The sequence below is a fragment of the Dyadobacter sp. LHD-138 genome (assembly GCF_030929615.1).
Lineage (GTDB): Bacteria > Bacteroidota > Bacteroidia > Cytophagales > Spirosomataceae > Dyadobacter.
This window is the reverse complement of the sequence record NZ_JAVFVU010000028.1, coordinates 67,066-90,749: the sequence shown is the minus strand read 5'-3', so window position 1 is coordinate 90,749 and position 23,684 is coordinate 67,066. Positions and strand designations below refer to the sequence as shown.

Here is a 23,684-nt window from a genome sequence, read left to right as displayed (position 1 = left end):
AGTTATGAGCTTTTACAGAGAACTTGAAAACCACGTGCACGAGCAGTTAAGCCGACGGAATTTCTTGTCAAAAACGAGCCTTGGATTGGGAGCGGCTGCAATGGCTTCCTTGCTAAACGCAGATGATTCGATGGCAAAAAAGGTGATAGATGGAACGCCTGAGGGTGCTTCACTGCCACTGGGCAAGCCTCATTTTGCGCCAAAAGCAAAGCGGATCATTTATCTGTTCCAAAGCGGGGCACCCTCACAACTGGAATTGTTTGACTATAAGCCCAAACTGGAACAAATGTGGGGCCAGGACCTGCCTGAATCCGTTCGGAAAGGGCAGCGTCTCACCGGTATGACGGCCGGGCAAAGCAGTTTTCCGCTGGCAGCTTCCAAATATAAATTTGCAAGATACGGACCCAGTGATCTAATGATCAGTGAATTGATGCCTTATACATCAAGTATTGTGGACGATGTGACTTTCATTCGCTCCATGCATACCGAGGCGATCAACCACGATCCCGCCGTAACATTTTTCCAAACTGGAAGTCAGCAAGGCGGGCGTCCATCCTGGGGCTCCTGGATCAGTTATGGGCTTGGATCCGACAATCAGAATATGCCTTCATTTGTTGTCTTGCTTTCCAAAGGGCGTGGTGGCGACCAACCCCTTTATGCGAAATTGTGGAGCAACGGTTTTCTGCCCTCTGTGCACCAAGGCGTGGTTTTTCGCTCAGGACCCGATCCGGTTTTTTATCTGAACAATCCGGAAGGCATTGATAAAACCAGTCGCAGGAGAATGCTGAACTCGCTTGCGAAGTTGCAGCAGGCGCAGTTTGAAAAAATCCTTGATCCCGAAATAAATTACCGGATGTCGCAGTACGAAATGGCATACCGCATGCAAACGGCCGTTCCCGAGACGATGGATATTTCAAAGGAACCAGAATACATTTTTGACCTGTACGGAGAAGAATCCCGCAAGCCGGGCACATTTGCCGCGAACTGCTTGCTTGCCCGGAAGCTTATCGAAAAGGATGTGAAGTTTGTACAGCTGTATCATCAGGGCTGGGACCAGCATGGCAACCTGCCGAATGATATCAAAACAATGGCCAAGAGTGTGGATCAGGCATCTGCTGCATTGATTAAGGACCTGAAACAACGCGGATTGCTGGATGAAACGCTGGTGGTCTGGGGAGGGGAATTTGGCCGTGGCGCTTATTCACAAGGCAAACTTACCAAAGATAATTACGGTCGTGATCATCATCCGAGGAGTTTTACGATCTGGATGGCCGGAGCCGGGGTTAAGAAAGGTTTTGTGTTTGGAGAAACGGACGAGTTCGGCTACAATGTGATCAAAGATCCGGTGCATGTGCATGATTTTCAGGCAACGGTTATGCATTTGTTAGGTGTTGACCATGAGCGGCTGGTCTTCAAGCACCAGGGTCGCCGCTATCGCCTGACCGACGTCCATGGTAAAGTTGTAAAACCAATATTGACCTGATCCCCACATTTCAAATGTATAATTTATTGTTGCAATCTTCTGACTGGGCCCTTTTTATCGGGCGCTTCCATCCGGTTCTTGTACATTTACCCATCGGCTTTTTAATTATTACGGCTCTTTTGGAAGTGCTGAGACGGTTTGATAAAGTCATTGTTTCTGAATCTGTGATCCGGCTGTTACTGCTGCTTTCGGCAATAGGCGCGACCCTGGCGTGCATTGCCGGATATTTGCTGGCCGATGGTGGTGGCTACGATCATGAATTGTTGGACAGCCATATGTGGAAAGGGATTGGCATTGCCCTATTTGCCTGGATTGCCTGGCTCCTCAAATCTGACCTGCTGACGGCACGGCTTAAAACGGCTCCCGTTTTGGCGAGTTCGTTGTTGCTTGTGGCGACATTGTTGACATTTGTGGCTGGTCACGATGGAGGGTCGCTCACGCATGGAGCAGATTACCTCACGCAGCATACGCCTGAACCCTTCCGGTCACTGGCGGGAATGCCCGCGAAGGTGGTTGAGATCGCAGAACTGGGGCCGATTGCGGATGTTCCCAATGCCATTGTTTATGTAGATATTATCAAGCCGGTTTTGGAGAGGACCTGCACTCAATGTCATGGCCCGGGTAAACAAAAAGGTGATCTGAGGCTGGATAACTTAACGGCTATGATCAAAGGAGGAAAAGAAGGGCCCGCCATTGTCGTTGGTAAAAGCGCCGAAAGCGAGTTGATCAAGCGTTGCCTGTTGCCATTGGAAGACGAAAAACACATGTCGCCAAAAGGAAAAGCACAGTTAACTGAAAACCAGATCGCATTGATTTCCTGGTGGATAGATCAGGGAGCTTCGGAGGATAAGAAAGTAGCCGAACTGAAAACAAATGATGCTGTGAAGCCTGCCCTGGCTTCATTGGGGAGCTCTGCGCAAAACGAAGTTGCCGATAAGACAACTTCTGAGCCGGAAATAAAAGTCGCGCTGGGAAATCCACAGGCCATTGAAGCGCTTCAAAAGGTGAATTTTCTCGTGCGGCCTTTGGCACACGGACAAAATCTGATCGAGGTGAGTGCGGTGAACAAACCGGGCTTGACGGATGAGCAGGTTGGGTTGCTTAAACCATTGTCCGAGCAGGTCATTTGGCTAAAAATAGGCGGTACGAAGATTACAGATAATGCCTTGAAAGCAATTAGCGGGTTTAAAAACCTGAAAAAACTGCATCTTGAAAACACCGCAATAACAGACGCCGGACTTGATGCACTGAAAGATATGCCGCATTTGGCCTATCTCAATCTTGTCGGAACGAAGGTTACAGACGATGGTTTAAAGAAAATAGCTGCGCTTAAAGGGCTGAAAAGTGTTTTTGTTTGGCAATCAGCCATTACCGAAAAAGGCATTGAGGAAATTCGGAAAACACATGCACACATTCAGATTGTTGGTGGATTAAATGAAGAATCTGTTGCGGAATTTGTTAGATTAGGTGAAGCAAAAACACTTAATTGATGTCTTTAAATACGTCGCAGACGCCGGGTTGGTACCCTTGAATGATTTACGATGGGGTTCTCTTGGTGAATGAACAAAGAATTGCGCTAAGTGATTTTGCTCTTAATGGGCGTTCTCCATTTTTTGCCTATTTGCTGGAAAAAGTTAAAAGTCGCTACTTCTGTTTTTCAACAGCGGTAGCGGCTTTTAGGTAAATGCTTCCTTTAATGGGATGCTATTTATTAATTACAATCTTTTTTACCGTCATTGACCCATCTTTCATGGTCGTTTTAATGAGGTAGATACCGTCTGCAAAAGTTGTAATGTCAATACCCCGTTCCGGAACCCCGCTGCTCCGATAGATTTCCCTTCCATAGCTATCGGTCAGGGAGATCAGACGTACCGATTCAGGGGCTATATCTTTCAGATAAAGAATGTTTGTTACGGGATTTGGGTAAGCCGTTACCGCTGGCGAATTTCCCGTTAGTTTAACACTTACCACACGTGAATAGCTGTACGTACCGTCAATGTCTACCATTTTTAAACGATAATAGTTGAGACCCGAAAGAGGGTTTTCATCATTGGCAGTATAAATTGCCAAAGCGTTGCTTTCGCCAATGGCCGCTTTATCTGCAATTTGGTTCCAGATTTTTGCATTACTGCTGCGCTCGATCAGGAAGCGATCTGCATTGCTTTCCTGCGAAGTTTTCCATATAAGACCTACGATGCCATGCGCTTCGGCCTGTGCCGTAAAGCTTATTAAAGTTACAGGAAGAGGGCTGTCCCAGCTTAGTGTGTAGCTGGCGGGGGCGGATTCTGCTCCGGCAGCATCAACGGTTTTGAACCCGAACGATACCCTCGTGTAACCTTTTCCGTTCAGCCCAACTGAGAAAAGTGAAGGATCTGCAAATTTGGTTTTGTTGATAATATCGTTCTGCGTAACAGGGATACCATTATAGAATAACACCGGAGCATCGCCCGTGGCTGTACCTCCGTTTGTGACAGGTAAAGAGGTGATTACAAAGAAAAAAGGTGTTGCATCCGTTCCATCCGGATCAGTCCCTACAAGCGGCGCTACTTTGGTTCCTGAGCCCGAGGAAGCCCCAACCGAACCATTCAATAGAATTAAATCTCCTGATAAGGGTTTGCTGGTCAGGCCGTACGTCGCAGAGGTTGCCTCGGGTTGCTGCTGGATGGCGAAGTTTGCATTTTCAACATGGGCAGTTACCTGCCCCAGATCAATCACATTGGTTTTGTTTCCTGGGTTAGCTGTTGGAGTCCCGGCAACTTTGGTATTGGTACCGGTGGCTTTCCATCCTGGAATCTGCGAAGCCTCTGTCAGATCTGTTCCGGATGTTTGCTGCGCAGTCGTCAGGATAACTTTATAGGAAACGTTAGGTGTTACCCCTTGGAAGTTGTAAGATCCATCCTTGTTCAGTTGTACGGATTGCACGACTTTCCCTTCTGCATTTACCAGATTTACCCATTTATTTGATCCTGTTACCGACGAATTTCCGCCATTGTCATCAGCGTTCTTGCCACTTACAGGCTTCTCGCTGCCATTTTTTACGGCATCGCCATCTGTATCGTGCCATACGTTGCCACTGATGGTGACGGGCGGCAGCTGTATACCAAAATTATACCCGGCTACGTCTGTCGAAGCCACGGTTATACCTGTCAGGGTGTAAGGCGTACTGCATGGAGGGGTACATACATTTCCGTTATTGACGTTAGTGCCGGTATATGTCCAGGTACCTGGCAGGGTTCTATCTGTGGCGTTGTTAATGGAGGAAGCGGGTGTGTTGGCACCAAACGACTTGTTTGTGATTTCCACCCGGTAGTTACCTGGTCCGAAAGTCGCTGGCAATTCATAAGTACCATCTGCATTCACTTTTACAGAGGAAACAATTTTATCGCCGTTGGCTGCATCTATCCAGATCAGGTTGGCCCATAATTGGCTGCCGGGGTTAAGCCCGCTTTCGCCTGCGTCAAGCCTGGCGTCCTTGTCCGTGTCGTTCCACACCGCGCCGCTTACCTTTTTGTAGGTACAGGCTACGATGTCGAACTCGATATCTGTTGACAGCGCCACATTGCAGGGAGCACCGCTGGTTGTCTGGTAGCTTACTTTTATTTTACCTGTAGCACCATTCAGATTAAGCATACCCGTAGTAGGGTTCAGGGTAACACCTGCGGGAGGCGTACCTACAAACGAGAACGTCCCATTTGCCGGACTACCTACCAGGGTGATGGGCTGCATATTGCCGCAGTAGCTGTTGCCTGTGGCCGTGATACCTCCTTCGATCGTAACCACCGCAGCGGTAGTAGCACCGCATACCTGAACGCCTTCTGTGTTGTATGAAAATGTACGATAGAAAGCCTCCGTACTGGTTTTGTCTCCTGCACTACCCCTGATCGCATGACCAACATAACCAAAGTTAGACACACATTGACGCGTAGCCATGGTGGTATGCCCTCCCGTTTCTACGGAGGTATATGGCCCGCCAACGCCCATAGCATCGGCCGGCCGGCCTGGATTGACCGCTTTACCTGCCGGGTCAGAGGTACCATCGTGTTCGTCAGAAGTCGCAGTACTTGATCTGCCCAGCATTACCCCGATATCAGTACCCCAGTTCCAGATCTCACCCGTGTTATTGATAACGTTGACTGCTGCCCATCCCGCTCCGTCATGTTCACTGGGCGAAATCCATTTAATGTTGTTCATTATGGCACCTCCACTGGTATAAGTTGGTTGGACCCAGCTGTTTGAGTTGGTAGTACTGAAAATACCCAATTGACGATGTACGTTATCCCCCAGGGAATATAGCGTACCGTTCGTGTACAGGATATAGTATGTAATATTTAGAATACTTGAAGTAGCACCAACAGCTTGGGTAGCGCCTATCATTTTAATATTGCCTGTACCGGGTTTAACCATCAGCGAAGCATAATTTCTGTCACTTGCACCGCCAGTCCCTGTGCGGGTCGCCTGTCCCCAGGTGTACAATTCCTGCGTTTGCGTATTGGTATCGTAGGTTAGGGCAATCATCGCCCTGTCAACGCCTCTTAGGGCTACCACATTATTCAGAGGTGTGCCGCTGGCTGTTGAAACCCGCACCCAGCTACGCGCATCAGTTCCACCATGCCTGATGGTTGCGTTTTGAGACAGCACCCAAGCCTGTCCATCGCAGGTTACGAGGGCCAAAGTCGCCTTGGTAGCAAACAGCATTTTAACTTGTTGTGGCTGAATAGTGCCCGGCAAATCCCACTGGTTGCCATTGACGATACTGTTATTTCCTGCGCCACTGGCAATGGCCTGGAAAGCCGAATTGCTTGTCAGGCCAGCATCAATTACCCCTCCTTCATATCCCCAGGTGTATAAACCATTTTGGGTCAGGATGATCGCCTGAACCCGGTTTACTGTACCACTCCCCAGGGCTGCTTTCAATATTTTATTGTTTGCGCCATAATTGAACCCATTGGCAGGCGTAACCGCAGTGGGAACAATAAGAGCTCCCGCGACGGTTTGCAAACCAGTTGAAGCAACGCCCTCGCCCCAGACCAAAAATGAGCCGTCATAAGTACGCACGAGGGTGGAGTGGAAGGCCGAAATGTAATTATCATATTCCAGGGTCTGGAAATTGTTAGTAGACGCAAAGCCGTAGTTGTTATAATCGGTACCGGGGCAGCCTTCGCCTGTTTGAAAACCACATTGACCAAATGCATTACCTGGTAATAACGCGAACAGGAATGTGAAAATACCTAGTGTAGCAATGAAACACTGGTTGAGATTTTTGCGTCGTTTTGCGCATGATTTTACAAACGATTTGCCAGGCAACGGAAGGTTCCGTTGCTGAAAGGAAGTAAACTTCATAACCAAATAAGAAGGGTTTTAAAATAGAAAAATTTTTACCAATAAATTCTTGAAAATGCCTATCAAGGCTCGGAAATAGAAAAAATTCTACAAATGTAGGATTTTAATTTGGAGGCTATAAGCTCAATTGAAAGAAATAATCTTTCGGTCACATCCGGTGCGTGTAGAACTGATCGTTTTAAGGTTCCGGTTTGCCGAGTTGGGTTCTGTTGAGTTGAGAGGTAATGTGTTTATTTTCAATACAATATAATCTTTTGTTTGATTTTGTATTCGTGACTTTCTGCTGAACAAAAAATACAATATGAATGCATGATGATGGATATCAGTATAGAAAAATTACTAGTCGGATAAAATAAGGATATAGAACTAATGCAGAGCATATGAAAGGCAGGTGCGGATGGCGGCGCCATGGCGATTCGATACGTCAATCCCCAACCTTTGGACCTTAAATCCAGAGGTTGGGGATTGACGTATCGAATTGTAAGATGATTTTAACGCTATCGAATTGAGTTACTTCGCCACTATTTTAATGCCGCTTTTAAGATTATTACGTGGATTGGTAACAAGAGAGTCACCCGCGCGAAGGTTTCCAAATACCTCGGTCATGCTGTCGGACTGCTGGCCTGGCTTTATTTCGACATACTCGGTTATGCCCGATTTGATTCTGACAACGTATTGCCTCTCAGTTGAGACGAGAATTGCTGCGGTGGGTACGGCCAACGCATCTTCGGTCCCGTCGGAAGCAAGGGTAATCTCGGCAAACATGCCTGGTTTCAACAGACGTGAGCTATTATCAACGTCAATCTCCGCAGTTTCTGAGCGGAATTTCTGGTTCATGTTTCCCGATCTCCGCGCAATTTTTCCATTGAAGGTTTTGCCCGGCATCGCATTTACCTGAAAGGTTACCTGTTTACCACTCTTAATGCCAATACTGTAAGTTTCCGGAATGTCCACCACCAGCCTGAGGTGGTTTTGCTGCTGGAGCATCAGCATGGGGCCGGCCATTTGTACACCCGAACCGACCAGTGCGCCCGGATGGACATTACGCTCGGTGATGACACCATCAAAAGGAGCTCGCACGACCAGATACGATTTAATCTTAGTCAATGCACCAAAATTGGCTTGTTCACCCATGGCCGAAGCACTGTCGGCCATCATGCGGGCGTAGGCACTTTCCAGATTTAGTGCCGAAACCGAACCCGCAATCTTACTTCCCGATACGAGTCTTTTGTAGTGCTCTTTACTGCCGACCAGCATGGCCTGCGCTTTAAGATAATTTGAACGGGCAGCGACCAGCTGCTCTTCGGTTTCAGGCGCATCGAGTACCATTAATACTTGTCCAGTACGGACGCTGGAACCTCTGTCAACCAGCACCTTTTCAACGAATCCGGTAGCCTTTGGATAAATACTTACTTCCTGAAAAGGCAAGAACTCGCCTGGTAATTGAATTTGCTGTCCAATTTTTTGACGCGACACCCTGCCAAATTGGTAAGAGAGCTCCTGAGTTGCTACATTTTTAGTCTTAGTGTCGGAAGACTCCGAAGGTGAACAGCCGGCTAAAATGGATAGGCTTAAAAGTAGCGATAAACCGCTATATCGTATGGTTTTCATAGGTTGAAGCGTGATCTGAGTGAGTAGAACCATTGGTGGTAATAAGTTTTGAAAGGTTTGTGTGATCAGGTAAAAGCGAGGGGTCCTGGAAACCTGCGTTTCCTTGTAACCATACATAAACCTGTGGGACAATGTAAAGTGCTGCCAGTGTTGAAGCGATCAGTCCACCGATAACCGCCCGACCGAGAGGCGCTACCTGTTCGCCTGCTTCACCGGTTCCCAGCGCCATCGGAATCATACCTGCCACCATGGCAAAGCTTGTCATCAGTACAGGTCTTAAGCGCAGACCGGCACTATCCAGGGCGGCGCGCTTGGTATCCCGGTACTCCCACCGCAACCGCTCGGCATTGGTAACAATCAGAATGGCATTGGCTACCGAAATACCTGTCGACATGATAATGCCCATGTAAGATTGCAGATTTAGCGTACTTCCAGTCAGCAGAAGGATCGCAATCGATCCGACAATGACGGCTGGAACTGTCGAAAGAATTACAAACGATAATTTCATCGACTGGTAGTTGGCAGCCAGTAGAAGAAAAATCACAACGATGGCAATACCAAGTCCGACCTGCAAGCTGTCAAGTGTCTCGGTCAGCAGCGAGGACATTCCCTTGATTTGGGTTACGAGTCCTTTGGGTACTTCACCCAGTTGGGCGATTACCTGCTCGACGGAACTTGTAGCCGTTCCCAGATCCGTGTGGTGAAGATTTGCTGAAACCGTGACAAAGCGCCGTGGGCCGATGCGGGCATATTCACCAGGCAAGGTATCGATTGAAAAAGTTGCAACGTCCGCCAGAACGGGGCGAGCTTGCCCTGCTACGAGCGGGATCTCCTGTAATTGAGAGAGATTACGCATTGCGAATTCGGGTATTTGCACCTGCACCTGATAAGTATAGGCCGCTTTTTGGTCGAGCCACTGATTTTTTTCGGTAAAGCGGCTCGATGACGTAGATGCCGTGATGGACCGGGCGGTTTGCTGTAAGCTAAGTCCCATGATGGCAAGCTTATGGCGGTCCAGATGGATATTGATGACCGGAAATTTCAAAGGCTGAACAATACGGACATCGCGGAGGTGATCCACTTTCGACAGCCCGGTCACCAGTTTGTTTGCATAGGTTTCGATCTGTTTCATATCCCGGCCCGCAACCTGCACTTCGATCGGGGTAAATGCGCCGCCGCTCATGAGCTTTTCAGTCAGATCAGCGGGTTCAAAAGAAATTGTCAACTGCGGGAACTGTTCGGTTACCTCTTTGCGGATGCGTTCTTTCAAGTCCTGCATGTTGGTGCGATAGTCAGGGTCCAGTCCCACTTTAATGACCGCGTCGTTCGGGCCGCTGGTGCTGACATATAAATTCGTGGTCGCGTAATTGGTAGGTACCACCCCGACATAGGCAGACGATATGGCCAGGTGTCCGTCTGACGCCTGGTCAACCAGGGCCAGCAGCTCGCTTACTTTTTCTTCTGTTCTTTCCAGCCGTGTGCCATCCGGCATTTTCATGCGGATTACCATTTGCCCGGAATTCAACTGCGGCAGCATATCCTTCCCAATCAGCATGAAGCCGACTGCTGCCAGCGCAAGGATTGCTATAAAATATAGACCTACCATCAGGCGGTTGTAGCGCAGCAATCTTTTGTTCTGTCTCACGAAACTTTCACGTATGCGGTCGAAGCGCGAGGGCTTATGAAGGCTTTGTTCTCTGTTGTCTGCTTGTTTATGTATATGCTCTTTAAGCATCCAGTTTGCCAGAATCGGCACCAGACTTTGTGCAAGAAAATAGGAAACAGTCATGGCGAAACCTATCGATAAAGAAAGGGGAAGGAACATGGCTCTGGGGACACCGCTCATGATAAAAGAAGGAGCAAATACGGCAAGGATACAGAGGAGGATCAGCAGCAGGGGCAAGGCCACTTCCCGGCAGGCGTCATAGATCGCCTGTTTTTTAGGTTTACCCATTTCCAGGTGCTGGTGGATATTTTCAATCGTTACCGTCGCCTGATCGACCAGTACCCCAATGGCTAATGCGAGTCCGGAAAGAGTCATGATGTTGATCGTCTGTCCAGCCAGACTTAAAAACAAAACAGCGGCGATGATTGAGATTGGGATGGTAACAATCACGATGACCGATGAGCGCCAGTCGCCCAGAAAAAGAAGGACCATAAGGCCGGTCAGGATCGCGCCGAGGCCTCCTTCAAAAAGAAGACTCTTGACCGAGTTGATTACAAAAACAGACTGGTCAAACTCGTAATTCACCTGAATATCATCCGGCAGAAGACTGCGCATCTCGGGCAGTTTTGCCTTCAACGCCGTAACCACTTCCCAGGTAGACGCGTCTGCGGTTTTCACGACAGGGATATAAGAGGAACGGCTGCCGTTCACCAGGGCATAGCCTGCCGTTACGTCCGACCCGTCCTGTACTGTGGCCAGGTCCCGTAAAAAAACGGTGCGGTGCCCTTCGGTGGTAACAGGAATCTGGCCGAAATCGGCTACTTGTTCTTCCAGAGAATTCAGTGTGGTGATATAACTTGTGTTTCCAACGCGGATGTTACCCGAAGGTGTCATGGCATTATTAGCGGCAAGTGCTTCCACGACTTCATCGGGAGAAATATTCAAGCTGCGCGCCTTTTGAGGATCCAGGTTAATGACAACTGTTCTGGCGTTGGTACCAATCGGAGGCGGCGCTGTCAGACCGGGGACCGTGGAGAACATGGGCCTGATACGGGTAACGGCAAGCTCGTGGATTTCTTTCAGCGAACGGGTTTTACTACTAAATACAAGATCGCCAATAGGGACCGACGAAGCATCGTAGCGTACAACCTGCGGCGGCAGCGCACCTGGCGGGAAAAATTTCATGGCCCTATTGACTTGTATGGCAACTTCGGCCGCGGCCTGGGCCATGTTACTGCCCTCATAAAAAGCAAGTTTTACCACGGTAAGCCCCTGCACACTGCGGCTGGAAATTTCTTTGATACCGCCGATGTACAGGAACTGGTCCTGCATACGGGTAGCAAAAAATCCTTCCATCTGGGCCGGTGACATTCCTCCGTAGGGTTCAATGACGTAAATAACGGGTGAGTTTAACCTCGGGAAAATGTCAATGGGGATACGTGTGGCCGACATGACCGAAAATACAATCAGCCCGGCTACTAAGACCAGTATCGTAATCGGACGTTTCAATGAATTGGATAGCATAATCTGAACAGAAAGTTTTATAAGGGCCGGAAAAGCGTGAGGAATTCGTCAAAATTGTTAGTTGCATAAGCCCGTTCCAACCGGACATCGACGGCCCTGCGCTGTATGTTTACCGCCTGTTTTTCTGCCATAGAAAGCAGTTGTAAGGCATCGGTAAGGCCAAGAATATTTTCGATTCCATTGTTATAGAGGGAAAGTCTTTGCTGGTAGGCAAGTTCTGCGGAGTTCAGCGTCGTGGGTAATTCAAGCAGGGCAAGCCGTAAGGTTGCCATGACGGAATCCGAGGTGGTTAGCATATTCTGCAACTGGATTTTTTCGGCGGTCTGCTGGCTGGCAGCTTCCTTAATTTTCCACCGCTGCTGCACCGAACGGTTTTTGACCCGATGAAAATCAGTAAGGTTGACGGTCACTGCCATGCCTAGGAGAAAGTTGGTCCTGCTATAACCAAACCCTTTTCCAAGAGGACCAAAATTGTTGTCGATATCAAGACTGGTTCCTCTGGCCCAGGCGGAAGTCAGAACCGATACCCTTGGCAGCGCGGCTTTGCGTATGAGCTCGATTTCAGTTGTTTCACGGTTGACCAGATTGCTGCGGAATTGAAGCAGGGGATGGTTTGTCGTAAGTTGCATGTCTGATGGTTTGACCAGCAGGGATTGCTGCCGAAAGGTAGTATCAATGTCAGATTCCCTGACCGGTCTGCCCGTTAGTGTTGCCAGTTGAATAAAAGCACGTTGTAGCTGCTGCTGCATTTGAAAATAATTCAGCTTTGCACGAGAGAATTCCACCGAAGCGAGCGATGAATCCAGTCCCGGACGTATGCCATTCTGCACCAGATTGCTGATCACCTTGCGTACCGTGTCAACACGGGCGAGATTTCGCTGTTCTATTTTCAGTGTTTGCCGGAGCCATAACAGATCCAGATAGGTGTTGATTACCGTTTGCCGGATCCTGAATTGCTCGCGTGCTACGGCTGATTCTCCGATGGCAATATCGGCAAGGGCCAGACGATCTTCGGCTTTGAAACGGCCGAAATTGTAAATTTCCCAATCGGCGGTGGCCAGCGCAATGTTGCCCGATGCCAGATCCGTAGTATTTTCGGACCTTCGTCCCCCGGCGGTTGGAACGATAAGACCCAGGGAGAAATAAGAACCGGAAAGTCCATTGGCCGTACCCATATTAACCTGGTCATGCAGGCGCACATTGGGTAACCTGTTGTCTTTGATCACCTGCGCATTGATGCGGACCGCCTCCAGAGCTGCCTGTTGGGCCGCGAGGGTGGGATAGTGTGTCAAAGTGGCGCGAATCGCATCTTCCATACTCATTATTTGCGCATAGAGCCGGCAAGCAGTAAGGAGAATAAAAAAAATACCAATAATAAAGCGTGGCATGGGGTTTAGGGTTGGTTTAAAGTCCAAAATAAATATGGATCCAATTAGAGGGTAATTAGAGGGTTATTAAAATTTGGTTAGAGCGCGTAGTTTGCAATAGTGTTCCGATCCTGATGCGTAATTTTACTGCCGACAGGTGCATAATAAAGTGAAGATCTATGAATGTTTTAGTCGTTGAAGATGATGTGGAACTGACGCAGTTTGTTCAAAAAGGCCTGCAATCAGAAGGCGTTGCCGTATCGGTTGCTTTTGATGGGGTGATCGGACGAAGTATGGTCAACGAAAACCGCTTTGATGTGGTGGTGCTGGATGTAAACCTGCCAGGCTTGAATGGATTTGACCTGTGCCGTTTTATCAAACAAAACTGGCCCGCTGTTCCCGTGATTATGTTGACGGCATTAGGAAGTCTTGACAACAAGGTGCTGGGTTTTGAGGCTGGGGCCGACGATTACCTGTCCAAGCCTTTTGCATTCAAAGAGCTATTGTTTCGTTTGAAGGCGCTGGCCAGAAGGCACCCATCCCGTGCGCCCAGACCGAAGCGGTTGGAGTTATTGGATTTGCAGATTGAGACCGATTCACACAAAGTCTGGCGGGCAGGGGAAAGAATCGAACTGACAGCAAGGGAATATGCTTTGCTTGAATACTTGATGCTTAATCAGGGAAAGGTTATCAACCGGGTCGATTTGCTTGAAAATGTCTGGGACGTGCACTTTAATACCAATACCAATGTCGTGGATGTATATGTGAATTATCTTCGCCGGAAAATTGACCGTTCCGGTACCAGGTTGCTGCATACCGTTTTTGGTGTAGGCTATATGATAGGTGCAGAGCCATGAGTATAAAACGCAGAATTACGATTGGATTCGGGGTTTTGGTGGCCAGTTTGCTTTTGTTTTTTTCGATTTTTATTTACCAGAATTATGAATCTTATCGAAAGAATCTGATGCGAAACCGGCTTCAGCGGAGGGCTTTGGCCGGACAGTTGTATTTTCAAAACCGGATGGAATTTCACCGTTCGAGCTACCTTACCCTTCCTGACCAGCATGAAGCGATCCTGAATGCCAGCAATGAAACGATTTACAAATCGTCAGGACCTGATGATTTTAAGCTTACTACCCAATTATTAACCGATGCCCGGGAGAGGGAGGTTTATTTTCAATATCATGCAAAGCCCTGGACCGCTGCAAAAGAGGGCGTTGCGCTGGCTTTCAAAGTGAATGGTGTACAGTATGTTTCTGTCGTTACAGCCTATGATCTGACGGGTCGGCACGCCAATGAAAGCCTTCTGTTTATTTTAATCACGGGCAATATTATTCTGCTGGTGATCGTCGCCTTTGCCAGTTTCTGGTTTGCAAGAAGGGCCCTTAGCCCCTTTGACGGGTTAATCAGGCAAATGAATCCGGCCGCAGTCAACGACTTTTCTTTCCGGCTTAAAAATGAAACCCAGGGAGATGAAGCCGCATACCTGGCTACGTCATTTAATGCATTACTGGGTCGGCTGCAAACACTGGCGATCAGTCAGGAGCATTTTGTTTCGTACGCTTCCCATGAAATTCGCACACCTTTGACCGTCGTAAAGGGCGTACTGGAAACATCTCTGGCTTATGATGAGCACCTGACTGATACCAGAAACAGTATGACCAAAGCTCTGGTGCGGTTGGAAGGTGCGATTGAGCTGGCCAATTCCCTGCTGCATCTGGCCGAAGTGGAAGGTTTGCAGGCAGCCAGGTTTCAGGAAGATATTAATATTGTCGACACGATACTGGACACGATTACCTACTTTGGAGAGAAACGACCCGAGCAGCACATTGCGCTGCGGCTGACCGATAATTTCACTGAGCACAGTCCTATGGTGAAAATTCTGGGGAATTCGACGCTGCTCCGCACGGTGCTTAATAACATCTTGGAAAACGCCAGTAAATATTCGCATGGCAAACCTGTTACGCTTTTTGTGGATCTGGAAAATCAGCAGGTGGCTATTAAAGTAAAGGATCAGGGAATCGGTATTCCCGGCAGCGAGTTAAATGATATATTTTTACCCATGATGCGGGCCGCCAATGTAAGTAATCTGCCTGGATTCGGGTTAGGGCTGACCATTGCCAAGAAAATCATCGACATGCATTGCGGCACACTGATTGTCGATTCAGAAAAAGATCAGGGGACAACCGTTTGTATCTTGTTGCCCGCGCTGCCTTTTTCTTAACCTTAACTTCAATTTAAGCCAAGCAACTGCTCTGCTACCTGGATAATTTAATTTGCAAAGCTCCATATCCGGATAAGTTATGTCATTGCCACCGACGAAATGTTCCCATAGGAAGAAAAAGAAGGAAACATCCTAATGTGCTTGTCCCATCGGGACATTTCGTTGGTAGAAACAGAGATAAATTGATGTGTTTTTCGTTCCGTAGGAACGTTTCGTGGTTTGTCTATTGGTTTACCACAAACAACTTCACTACTTTAAACGCAGTTAACCTTTTTTCGAATCATCTGTATTTTCCCTTTTAAGCGTACAAAAAGGTTTCATGTTTTTACCATCAGGATCCGTTTTATAAAGCTTCCAGGTGCCGCTGTTTATTTCTTCCAGGTGGAATTGATGCACAGGATTGGCAAGCTCCTTTTTCACCCAACGTGGAAACGCATTTGCCGCACGGGCATTTTGCCAGGTTCTGATCGCCTTGAAAATGGCATCTTTTTCAGGACAGCTTTCAACATCTTTTTGATTGAGCTGAAGGCTGTAGGTGGTTCCCACACCCACGGAAATGGCCTGGACATGCTCGTATTGTGCGACCGTCGAGTTTGCTTTGATCGGGAAATTTCCACCCATCCCAACCGGGAAAAAGTTGGCATAGCTTACATCCCTTAGGTCCTTTCCCTGGCTTGTTGTGCTGCCCCATTCCCTGCTTTCAACATCATACAGATTTTTTCCTCCGCCTACATTCCAGATACTTTGATAGTGCCAGGATCCTTCTGACAAAGTAGATCCTGTGAAACGGATATAGGGTACACCCAGTTCTTTTGCCTTGTCAAACATTTTATGAAAGAAACGTTTGACGGAGTAATATCCATGACCGTTGTTGAACAAAAACTCCTGCCCGTCAAAGTCATAATAGGCCAAACCGTTGATCTTGCATACAGCCGCATAATATTCGGCTATTTTATCCTGCAATTGCATGTTAGGGATCAACCCGTCATAACCATAATTGATGGTGACCTGAAGTTTATAAAGCGTATCGCCAGCTGAATGATTCGCGGCGTGGGTGTTCCAGTAGCCTCGTTTGATGTTCAAAAGGCGATAAGGAGCCTTGTCTGAAACGCCCATATAATGGATGAGCTCTTTTCCGATCTTGATTATATTCAGGTCTTTGCTATGGCCCTCCCAGCTGGCTATTTCGTCAAGATATTTCGGATCATTGACAAGGATAACCGTATCGCTTTGTCCGATGCTTTTCGTAAGCACACGTTTTTGCTGATAACACAAACTATCACTTGGAAAAGGACTGGCATCTTGGGTTCCCGGTGCCAGGGCCGTAGTGATTGGTGTTCGGCCGATTATAATCCCATATGCTGCGGCCATTTCAGAAAACTCTTTGTGCGATTTATTCCCAAGGGCCATTTTAATCGGTTTGTTTTCAAAATTTTTCCCGTCCAGATATCCTTCATTGGCACGGTTTGGTCTGATAAATCCCTGATCATACAAGCTGATCGCCTTAAAGCCTAAATGATGGGTGTAGGGAACGATACTATCGTATACTCCGCCAACGGACATCGCATCCGGAACAAAAGCGGACGGATCTTTGATCCATTTGCCATTGAGCGTAGGGTAGGGCAGACCTTCGGAACGCACAATATTTTGGATGACATCCAATAGCGCCGTACTGTCCGGACTTCCCCAAAGTGCCACAGAAGAACCGATGTAATCGACGCCTAGAGGTTGTACTTCGAGGTGGTTGGGCGTGTTCGCAGCCATATTGGGTATCAATGAAAAATAAACCTCGCGTCTGGGGGCTCTGTCCCTCGAATTATACGCAATGGATATTCTGCCTTTGGCATCAATCTGGGCCGCATTTCCATATAAAATCCTGTAATAAGGCTCCTTATGGGCATAAAAAGCAACGTCGTTGATGCCATCACCGCCGATAGGGAAAATTTGGCCTTCGTGAAGGTGAGTCGGTAGTGGGAAACGTTGTGTGTCCGGACTGTGGATAATATACTGAAAGGGGGCGGCATCGGCAATGGTTTCGGATGTGCCGCCCAGGGTATTGTCATTGAGCGCCAACATACCGATGGCGTAATTGACAGCGTCGCTGGTATCGCGGGCTACACCGATGATTTCTCCGAAAAGATTGGTGATATTGGTCTGATAGGCACCCCACTGTACATTATCGACACCCTTCCGCGGGTGCAGCGACAGCAAGGTCATTTTAAAATATTTTTTATGGGCAGTCAAAGCAACCGTCGCAACCGAGCCGTTAGGGTATTGCAGTGTAAAGACTTTCTTTGTTTTGTTGTAAATCGCTTTTTGGGGCTGATAGTATTGTTGTTTTTTACTGTCGTAAAGCGATAACAGCGGAGAGGGCTTATCGACGGGACTGAATTCGCGTTGCCCGGTCGGCCGCGTTACATTTTTCATACTCGTGATCCATCCTTTGTTGTTGATGTGGATTCTAAAATAATTGGTACTGAAGTCGTATTGCGCATAGGAATCAATATGAGCGATGCAAATGATAATACCTAAAATAATGGTTTTAAAAAGCCGAAATTGCATGTTGGGACTAAGGTTAGGGCAATGATTAGGTTATTTTTAATTGTGGTGATGGAAGAGATCCTGTCGTTTGTTGCTTATGACAGCGCAATTTCTAAAATAAAACAGGAATTATTAGCATCCTGTCTTGACAGGACATCACGATTTAACGCACAATTTTTAACGGAATTATTTTGAAGCCGATGATATAGAAAAGAAAACCGAGGAATTGAAAACCAAAGAAACAGGAGTGGAAAACATACGAGGCAACGTGAGAGAGGTTTGCCTGGCTGAAAGATGTGGGCGAAAATGGGCTTTGCCTGAATCAAAAATAAGAAATCCCCTGCCCGGTTTTCGGGAGGGGATTTCGAGAAAATACGAGATTATTTAACCTTCAACTTGCCTATTTCCACAACCGCTGGTTTGAATTCATTTGTGTTATAACCGTGGTTTGTTACCACCACAACCAGGTCAAATTCTCCTGATTTGGTATACGTATAAGTGCAGTACCAGCCCTCACTCGAAAGCGTCGTTTTCAATCCTCTCGCGCCAACCAGCCCGTAATCCGAATATTGATCACTGTTAACAAGTACAGGATGGTTGAACATATCGATGGAATCGGGAAATGTAACGCCGTCCGTGCTCACCTTTTTCTTCATAATAACCCTGGCACCTCCCGGCCACACCGAGCACATGTCAGCATCGGTATCCACAACTATTTTTACCGGTTTTCCCTTAACAGGCTGGTTAACAAGAGAATCCTTCCCCTGGGCATTGGTCATGTATAATTTAACACTGGCAAGGCCCGGTGTAGCAACGATATCTTCTTTCAGGCAGGACATGAACGATGCGCCCGTGAACAATGCAAAAGCAATTTGATATAAGATCTTTTTCATTTTATTAATGATCATTAAAATTAATAACCGGGATTTTGCGGTAAAGTTTGGTCCTTCTCAATTTCAGACACAGGAATGGGCAGAATAAGCTGCTCTTCCGGGATTGGCCCCGATATGGCAATATTGGTATCATAATCGACTTTCGTCATGATAGCTTTGGTGATCACCTCCACCGCTTTTCCTGTCCGTACCAGGTCGAAATACCGATGTCCTTCAAAAGCAAGCTCCATTCTTCTTTCGTGCAGGATCGCGTCCAGATCCAGTTTAGCGGCCGTTATGTTCGGCACTTTGGCCCGCGTCCGGACAAGGTTTACATAGGTAACCGCTTCATCTTTTTTACCAAGTACCATCAGTGCTTCGGCATACATCAAAAGCGCGTCCGCATAACGGGTGATAACATAATTATTGTCGGTACCTGTGTTGTTGTACGGTTTCAATTGTGCGGGGGCAGGGGAATGTTTGATCACCCATGCCTGGATTGGAATGGTACTCGCAGCAATGTATCCCGAGTCAATGGAGGTTTTGTAGCGGATTGTTTCCCCGGTATCCACAAATTCGCGCATCAGATTATGCTCGACCAAAAGGTTAGACGCACCGGCAACTCCCCAGATCAGGCCCACATCATTATTGACCCATCTGAACCAGTAACTTGGCTGACCTGCGGCTACGTTAAAGTTCACTTCAAAAATGGATTCGTTGTGAAATTTGTTCGTCGACAGGAATACGTCACTGTAATTGGGCAAAAGAGAATAAGAGCCTGCGACGTTATCTACAATCAGTTTTTTCAGCACTTCAGCAGCTTTTGCATGATTGTTCAAAGTCAGATAGACCTTGCCTAACATGGTCAGTGCGGCACCCTTTGAAGCCCTGGCTTCCTCACCTTTCAACTCTGATTTTTTCAAACAGTTCGCTGCCGCGAATTCGAGGTCGGGGACGATCAGTTTGCTGTAAACTTCCGCCGCCGGGGTTCTTCCAACACCAAATGCTTTCGAGAGATCTGTGAACGGTTCCGAAACCAAGGGGACTGCGCCATAAATCCGAACCAGATTGAAGTACGCCAGGGCACGCAGGAACGAAGCTTCTGCTTTGTAAGCGTTGATCGTCTTTTCTTCATCTGCATTTTTCGGCACATAAGCCGCCATGATGGCCATGAGCGAGTTGGCATTGGCGATCATTTTGAAGTTGTTATTCCAGATGCCAGCCTGAGCGTTTCCATTGGTTTTTTTGAAAGTCTGCCAAACGTCCGTGCGGAAACGGTCTTTTCCATCATCCGACATCAGTTCCGGAATGAGCGGAAGGTCGGTTTGGTTGTAAATGCTTTGCAGGACTTTGTAAACTCCCACCAGCCCGGTTTTCATTTCGGCCGGGTTACGGTAAAAGCTTCGTGGCGAAAGGGTGTCCTCAGGTTGTCTGTCGAGGAAATCTTCCGAACAGGAAATGAACAAGATTGCAGTGATTAAAACTAAAAATGTATGCTTCATTTTGATACCTGATTTAGAAAGTTAAGTTCACACCGAAGGAGATCGATCTGGACATTGGATAGGAATCCCGGTTGATTCCCTGCGATAGTGAATTGTCGCCCTGGGCATTTGCCTCCGGATTGTACCCTGGGAACTTGGTAATATAGAACGCATTGATTGCTGTTGCATAGAACCTTACCCGCGCGAGTTTTAACCGTTCAACCACTTGCTGAGGCAAAGTATATCCGAGTGCGATATTCTGGAAGTTCACGAAAGTGCCTTTGTACAAAAGTGACCCGCTGAGGTTGGTGCCATCGTACGATTTACGGCTTGGTGCCGTGTATTTGGCATCGGGATTGGTTGGTGTCCAGTAGTTTTGGTAGTAGTCAACCGTTGTATTGTTTTGTCCGGTACCCCTTCCGTAAATGCCTTCCATTTGGCGCATTGAAATGTCGCCGCCGTGCGTACCATTGATTTGAATCGTCAGGTCTATGCCTTTGTATTCGAAAGAGTTGGTCATACCCCAGACGAAATCGGGGATTGCCGAACCGATGATGGTATTGTCGCTCGCATCGATAATACCGTCGCCGTTCACGTCGGCCAGTTTAGGCGTACCCGGGCTGGACCTGAACCGCCAGCTTGGATTATTGGCATTCACGATCGGCGAAGTTTTTACGTCTTCCCAGTCACGATAGGGGCCGAGGTAGCTGGCTCCGTAAATTCCCGCAATTGGCCTCCCTTCCGTCGTATAACCGTCATTGTCAATCAGTGGACGTTTGTCTTTACCAATATCCAATACGCGGTTGCGGTAGTATGACAAGTTTGCGTTTGTCGTCCATTTCAACGCGCCAACCAGGTTTCTTGTGGTGATGGAATACTCATAACCACGGTTACGCATGGCGCCAATGTTTGCCCTGTAAGCACCGAAGCCGGTGATCATTGGAAGCGGCATGTTGAAAAGCATGTTTTTAGTATGTCGGTAAAAATAATCAACGCTGAGGGAAATTCGATTGTTAAGTAACTCAGCGTCAATTCCCGTGCTCCAGTCGGTTGTTTCCTCCCAGCCCAGGTTTGAGTTTGCAATTTTACCTTCCGTATAGGATGGTGAAACAGCAGAACCAGAGCCGAGTACATAAGAAGATGAAGTCAGTGTGCTTAATGCCAGGTAGTTGGGTATTCCGGCATTTCCAATGACACCCCAGCCTCCGCGGATTTTCAGATCGCTGATGTATTTTTGAAGGGGCTTGAAAAATGGTTCGTCGGAAATGCGCCATGCCGTTGAAATTGATGGGAACACACCCCATTTTTTATCAGCGCCAAATTTTGAAGAACCATCACGACGAATGCTTCCGGTCATGTAATATTTTCCGGCATAATTATACATGACCCGTCCAAAGCTTCCGATCATGGCTTCACTATACCGGTTCGTCCTCACGTCCGTTTGTGCATTCTGAACGGTGATCGGCTGGTTTAAAGTCGGAATAAGGTCGGTTGGGTAATCGTACTTCATCATATAGGCATCGCGATAGTTCGATTCTTCCACGGAGTAACCCGCTACCGCACTGACGGAATGTTTGCCAAATTCACGCTGGAAAGTTAGGAAGTTCTGAGAGTTCCAGTACAACCGGTTTGTGGTTTCGTTAATGCCCTGCGATCTTGAAAAAGTAGCAGAAGCCGTTGGTACTGAGCTTGGATTGAAGTAATCCCGTTCACGATAACGATATTCGGTATGAAACTCTGATCTGAATTTCAATCCTTTAATAATATCGATTTCGGTATAAAGTGTCGAGAGATTTTTGAAATTACGTCTTGCATCCTTCTTTTGAAACAAATGCAGTGGGTTTACAAAAAACGCAAAATTCCAGTCCCAGGGATCCAGCAGCGTATTTCCGTAGAAAACCGGTTCTCCGTCTGCCGTTGTCGGGTTCCAGATTGGAGGCATGGCGACGGCATTGTAAAATGGATTGCTCGTACCACCGCCTTCAATGTTTGGAAGTACATTCGAGTTTTCGAGGGTTGGGGCAAGCAATAAGCCGGCACGAATGCGCTGAGTCAGTTTTAGGTCGATGTTGGCCCGGAACGAAACGCGGTTGTAATCCGAGTTCAGTACGATACCTTTCTGTCCAAAATAACCGCCGGAGATCATGTAATTGACATTGTCTGTTCCACCGGAAGCAGAAAGCTGTAGGTCTGTGACGCTACCAGTCCGGGTGATCAGATCCTGCCAATCGGTGTCATAAGGCATTTTGTAAATGGTATCGCTTACGGTGATCCAGCGATAAAAAAGGTTACCCGGAGCCGCCATACCTGCGGCATTGCTTGAGTACTTTTTCCAGTTCTCAATGCGTTTTTGAGGGGAATCTGTCCATTGCCATTGCGGCGCGTCCAGGCTATTGGTTCCAAAATTCGGGTCTTCTACAATGTAAGCGTTGGCACGTGCGTCATCGAGGTATTTGAGAAAATCATCCCCGTGCAAGACGTCGGTTTTGTTGATCATCCGGTCGAAACCACGGCTGACGTTAATGGAAAGTGTTGGCTTCCCTTTTTTACCCTTCTTAGTGGTGATCAGAATGACTCCGTTTGCAGCCTGTGTTCCATAAATGGCGCTGGAAGAAGCATCTTTCAAGACTTCAATGGATTCAATATCGGCGACATTGATCCCGTTTAACGGGTTTTCGTCTTTGCTAAAACCGTCCTTGAGCGGAAAACCATCAATCACAATCAGCGGGTTATTGCTCGCATTGATCGAGCTCACGCCACGTATCCGGATGTTGGTTCCACCACCAGGTGCCGTATTTGAATTAGAAATCTTAACACCCGCCATTTTTCCGGCCATGGCAGCGGCAAAATTGGACATCGGTTTGTCTTTCAGGTCACGGCTTGAAACGGAGGAAATAGCGGTCGAAACATCCCGTTTTTTCTGTGTTCCGTAACCGACCACCACCACTTCTTCCAATGCTTTCATATCTACTTTCAAGGAAATATCAACCACGGATTGATTGTTAACGGAGACTTCCTGGTTGATATAACCAACAAAAGAATAGACGATTGAAACGGGTCCGTCAGGTAATGCAATGGAGTATTTTCCATTGACGTCGCTGATCGTACCCCGTTGTGTCCCTTTTACAACGACGCTCACGCCTGGAAGTGGCTCCGATTTATCGTCGATGATAGTTCCGGTAAGGGTTCTTTCCACCGCCACAATTACTTTTTCCGTTTCAGTTGGCTGGTTGTTTTTTCGCAAGACAATGTGTTCACCAGATACTTCGTACCTGATTTCCAGTGGATTCAGTAACTTGTCAAGGACATCCGATAATTGTTCGCCAGATGCTTCGAGGTTGAAATTGTAGTCAGGTTTGGTCAGTGTAGAACGGTATGCAAATTTAACTTTGGCTTTTTTCTCGATCTCGAGCAGTGTTTTGTCAAATGATTGATTTTTGACGTGGATCTTGACCGGTCGGCTCAGTACATTTTGAGCCTTCATGGTATGCGCCAGCGATATTCCTGTGCATATCACCGCCAGTGTGAGCTGTAAAAGTGACCTTTTCATAAGCTGGTACAGAAAGGCTTGATTT

At 47.5% G+C, this 23,684-nt stretch carries 12 protein-coding genes; 4 read left to right on the top strand and 8 right to left on the bottom strand.

Annotated features, from left to right (window positions below):
- Positions 1-4: 4 nt before the first annotated feature.
- Positions 5-1,483 (top strand): DUF1501 domain-containing protein, encoded by a 1,479-nt coding sequence (locus tag RB622_RS19915; protein ID WP_308048375.1) that lies wholly within the window; start codon positions 5-7, stop codon positions 1,481-1,483.
- Positions 1,484-1,497: 14 nt separating this feature from the next.
- The gene (locus RB622_RS19910) at positions 1,498-2,973 is read left to right on the top strand and encodes a c-type cytochrome domain-containing protein (RefSeq protein ID WP_308048374.1); all 1,476 of its coding nucleotides are present in this window, start codon (positions 1,498-1,500) and stop codon (positions 2,971-2,973) included.
- A gap of 214 nt (positions 2,974-3,187) precedes the next feature.
- On the opposite strand, the gene RB622_RS19905 is transcribed toward RB622_RS19910, so the two are convergent.
- The 4 genes from RB622_RS19905 to RB622_RS19890 all read right to left on the bottom strand — a co-directional run bounded on the left by RB622_RS19905 (position 3,188) and on the right by RB622_RS19890 (position 13,012).
- A complete protein-coding gene (locus RB622_RS19905; protein WP_308048373.1) occupies positions 3,188-6,823 on the bottom strand; it encodes a T9SS type A sorting domain-containing protein in 3,636 nt (1,211 codons plus the stop codon).
- 510 nt (positions 6,824-7,333) lie between these two features.
- The gene (locus RB622_RS19900; protein WP_308048372.1) at positions 7,334-8,434 is read right to left on the bottom strand and encodes an efflux RND transporter periplasmic adaptor subunit; all 1,101 of its coding nucleotides are present in this window, start codon (positions 8,432-8,434) and stop codon (positions 7,334-7,336) included.
- The gene (locus tag RB622_RS19895) at positions 8,415-11,624 is read right to left on the bottom strand and encodes an efflux RND transporter permease subunit (RefSeq protein ID WP_308048371.1); all 3,210 of its coding nucleotides are present in this window, start codon (positions 11,622-11,624) and stop codon (positions 8,415-8,417) included. The genes RB622_RS19900 and RB622_RS19895 overlap by 20 nt, the downstream gene beginning before the upstream one ends.
- Positions 11,625-11,641: 17 nt before the next feature.
- Complete coding sequence (locus RB622_RS19890) at positions 11,642-13,012, bottom strand: TolC family protein (RefSeq protein ID WP_308048370.1); 1,371 nt, start codon at positions 13,010-13,012, stop codon at positions 11,642-11,644.
- Between the two features lie 158 nt (positions 13,013-13,170).
- Between RB622_RS19890 and RB622_RS19885 the strand changes: the two genes are divergently transcribed.
- Both RB622_RS19885 and RB622_RS19880 read left to right on the top strand, forming a co-directional pair.
- Positions 13,171-13,848, top strand: coding sequence for a response regulator transcription factor (locus tag RB622_RS19885; RefSeq protein WP_308048369.1), 678 nt, complete (start codon positions 13,171-13,173; stop codon positions 13,846-13,848).
- Positions 13,845-15,215 carry a HAMP domain-containing sensor histidine kinase gene (locus RB622_RS19880; RefSeq protein ID WP_308048368.1) on the top strand — a complete coding sequence of 457 codons (1,371 nt, stop codon included), beginning with the start codon at positions 13,845-13,847 and terminating at the stop codon, positions 15,213-15,215. Before RB622_RS19885 ends, RB622_RS19880 begins: the two co-directional genes overlap by 4 nt.
- Before the next feature lie 264 nt (positions 15,216-15,479).
- Here the strand turns inward: RB622_RS19880 and RB622_RS19875 are convergent, their stop codons facing one another.
- From RB622_RS19875 to RB622_RS19860, 4 genes are all read right to left on the bottom strand, one after another.
- Complete coding sequence (locus RB622_RS19875) at positions 15,480-17,777, bottom strand: hypothetical protein (RefSeq protein WP_308048367.1); 2,298 nt, start codon at positions 17,775-17,777, stop codon at positions 15,480-15,482.
- A gap of 359 nt (positions 17,778-18,136) precedes the next feature.
- Complete coding sequence (locus tag RB622_RS19870) at positions 18,137-18,649, bottom strand: hypothetical protein (RefSeq protein WP_308048366.1); 513 nt, start codon at positions 18,647-18,649, stop codon at positions 18,137-18,139.
- A gap of 20 nt (positions 18,650-18,669) precedes the next feature.
- Positions 18,670-20,130 carry a RagB/SusD family nutrient uptake outer membrane protein gene (locus RB622_RS19865; RefSeq protein WP_308048365.1) on the bottom strand — a complete coding sequence of 487 codons (1,461 nt, stop codon included), beginning with the start codon at positions 20,128-20,130 and terminating at the stop codon, positions 18,670-18,672.
- Between the two features lie 13 nt (positions 20,131-20,143).
- Positions 20,144-23,659, bottom strand: coding sequence for a TonB-dependent receptor (locus tag RB622_RS19860; protein ID WP_308048364.1), 3,516 nt, complete (start codon positions 23,657-23,659; stop codon positions 20,144-20,146).
- Positions 23,660-23,684: the final 25 nt, after the last annotated feature.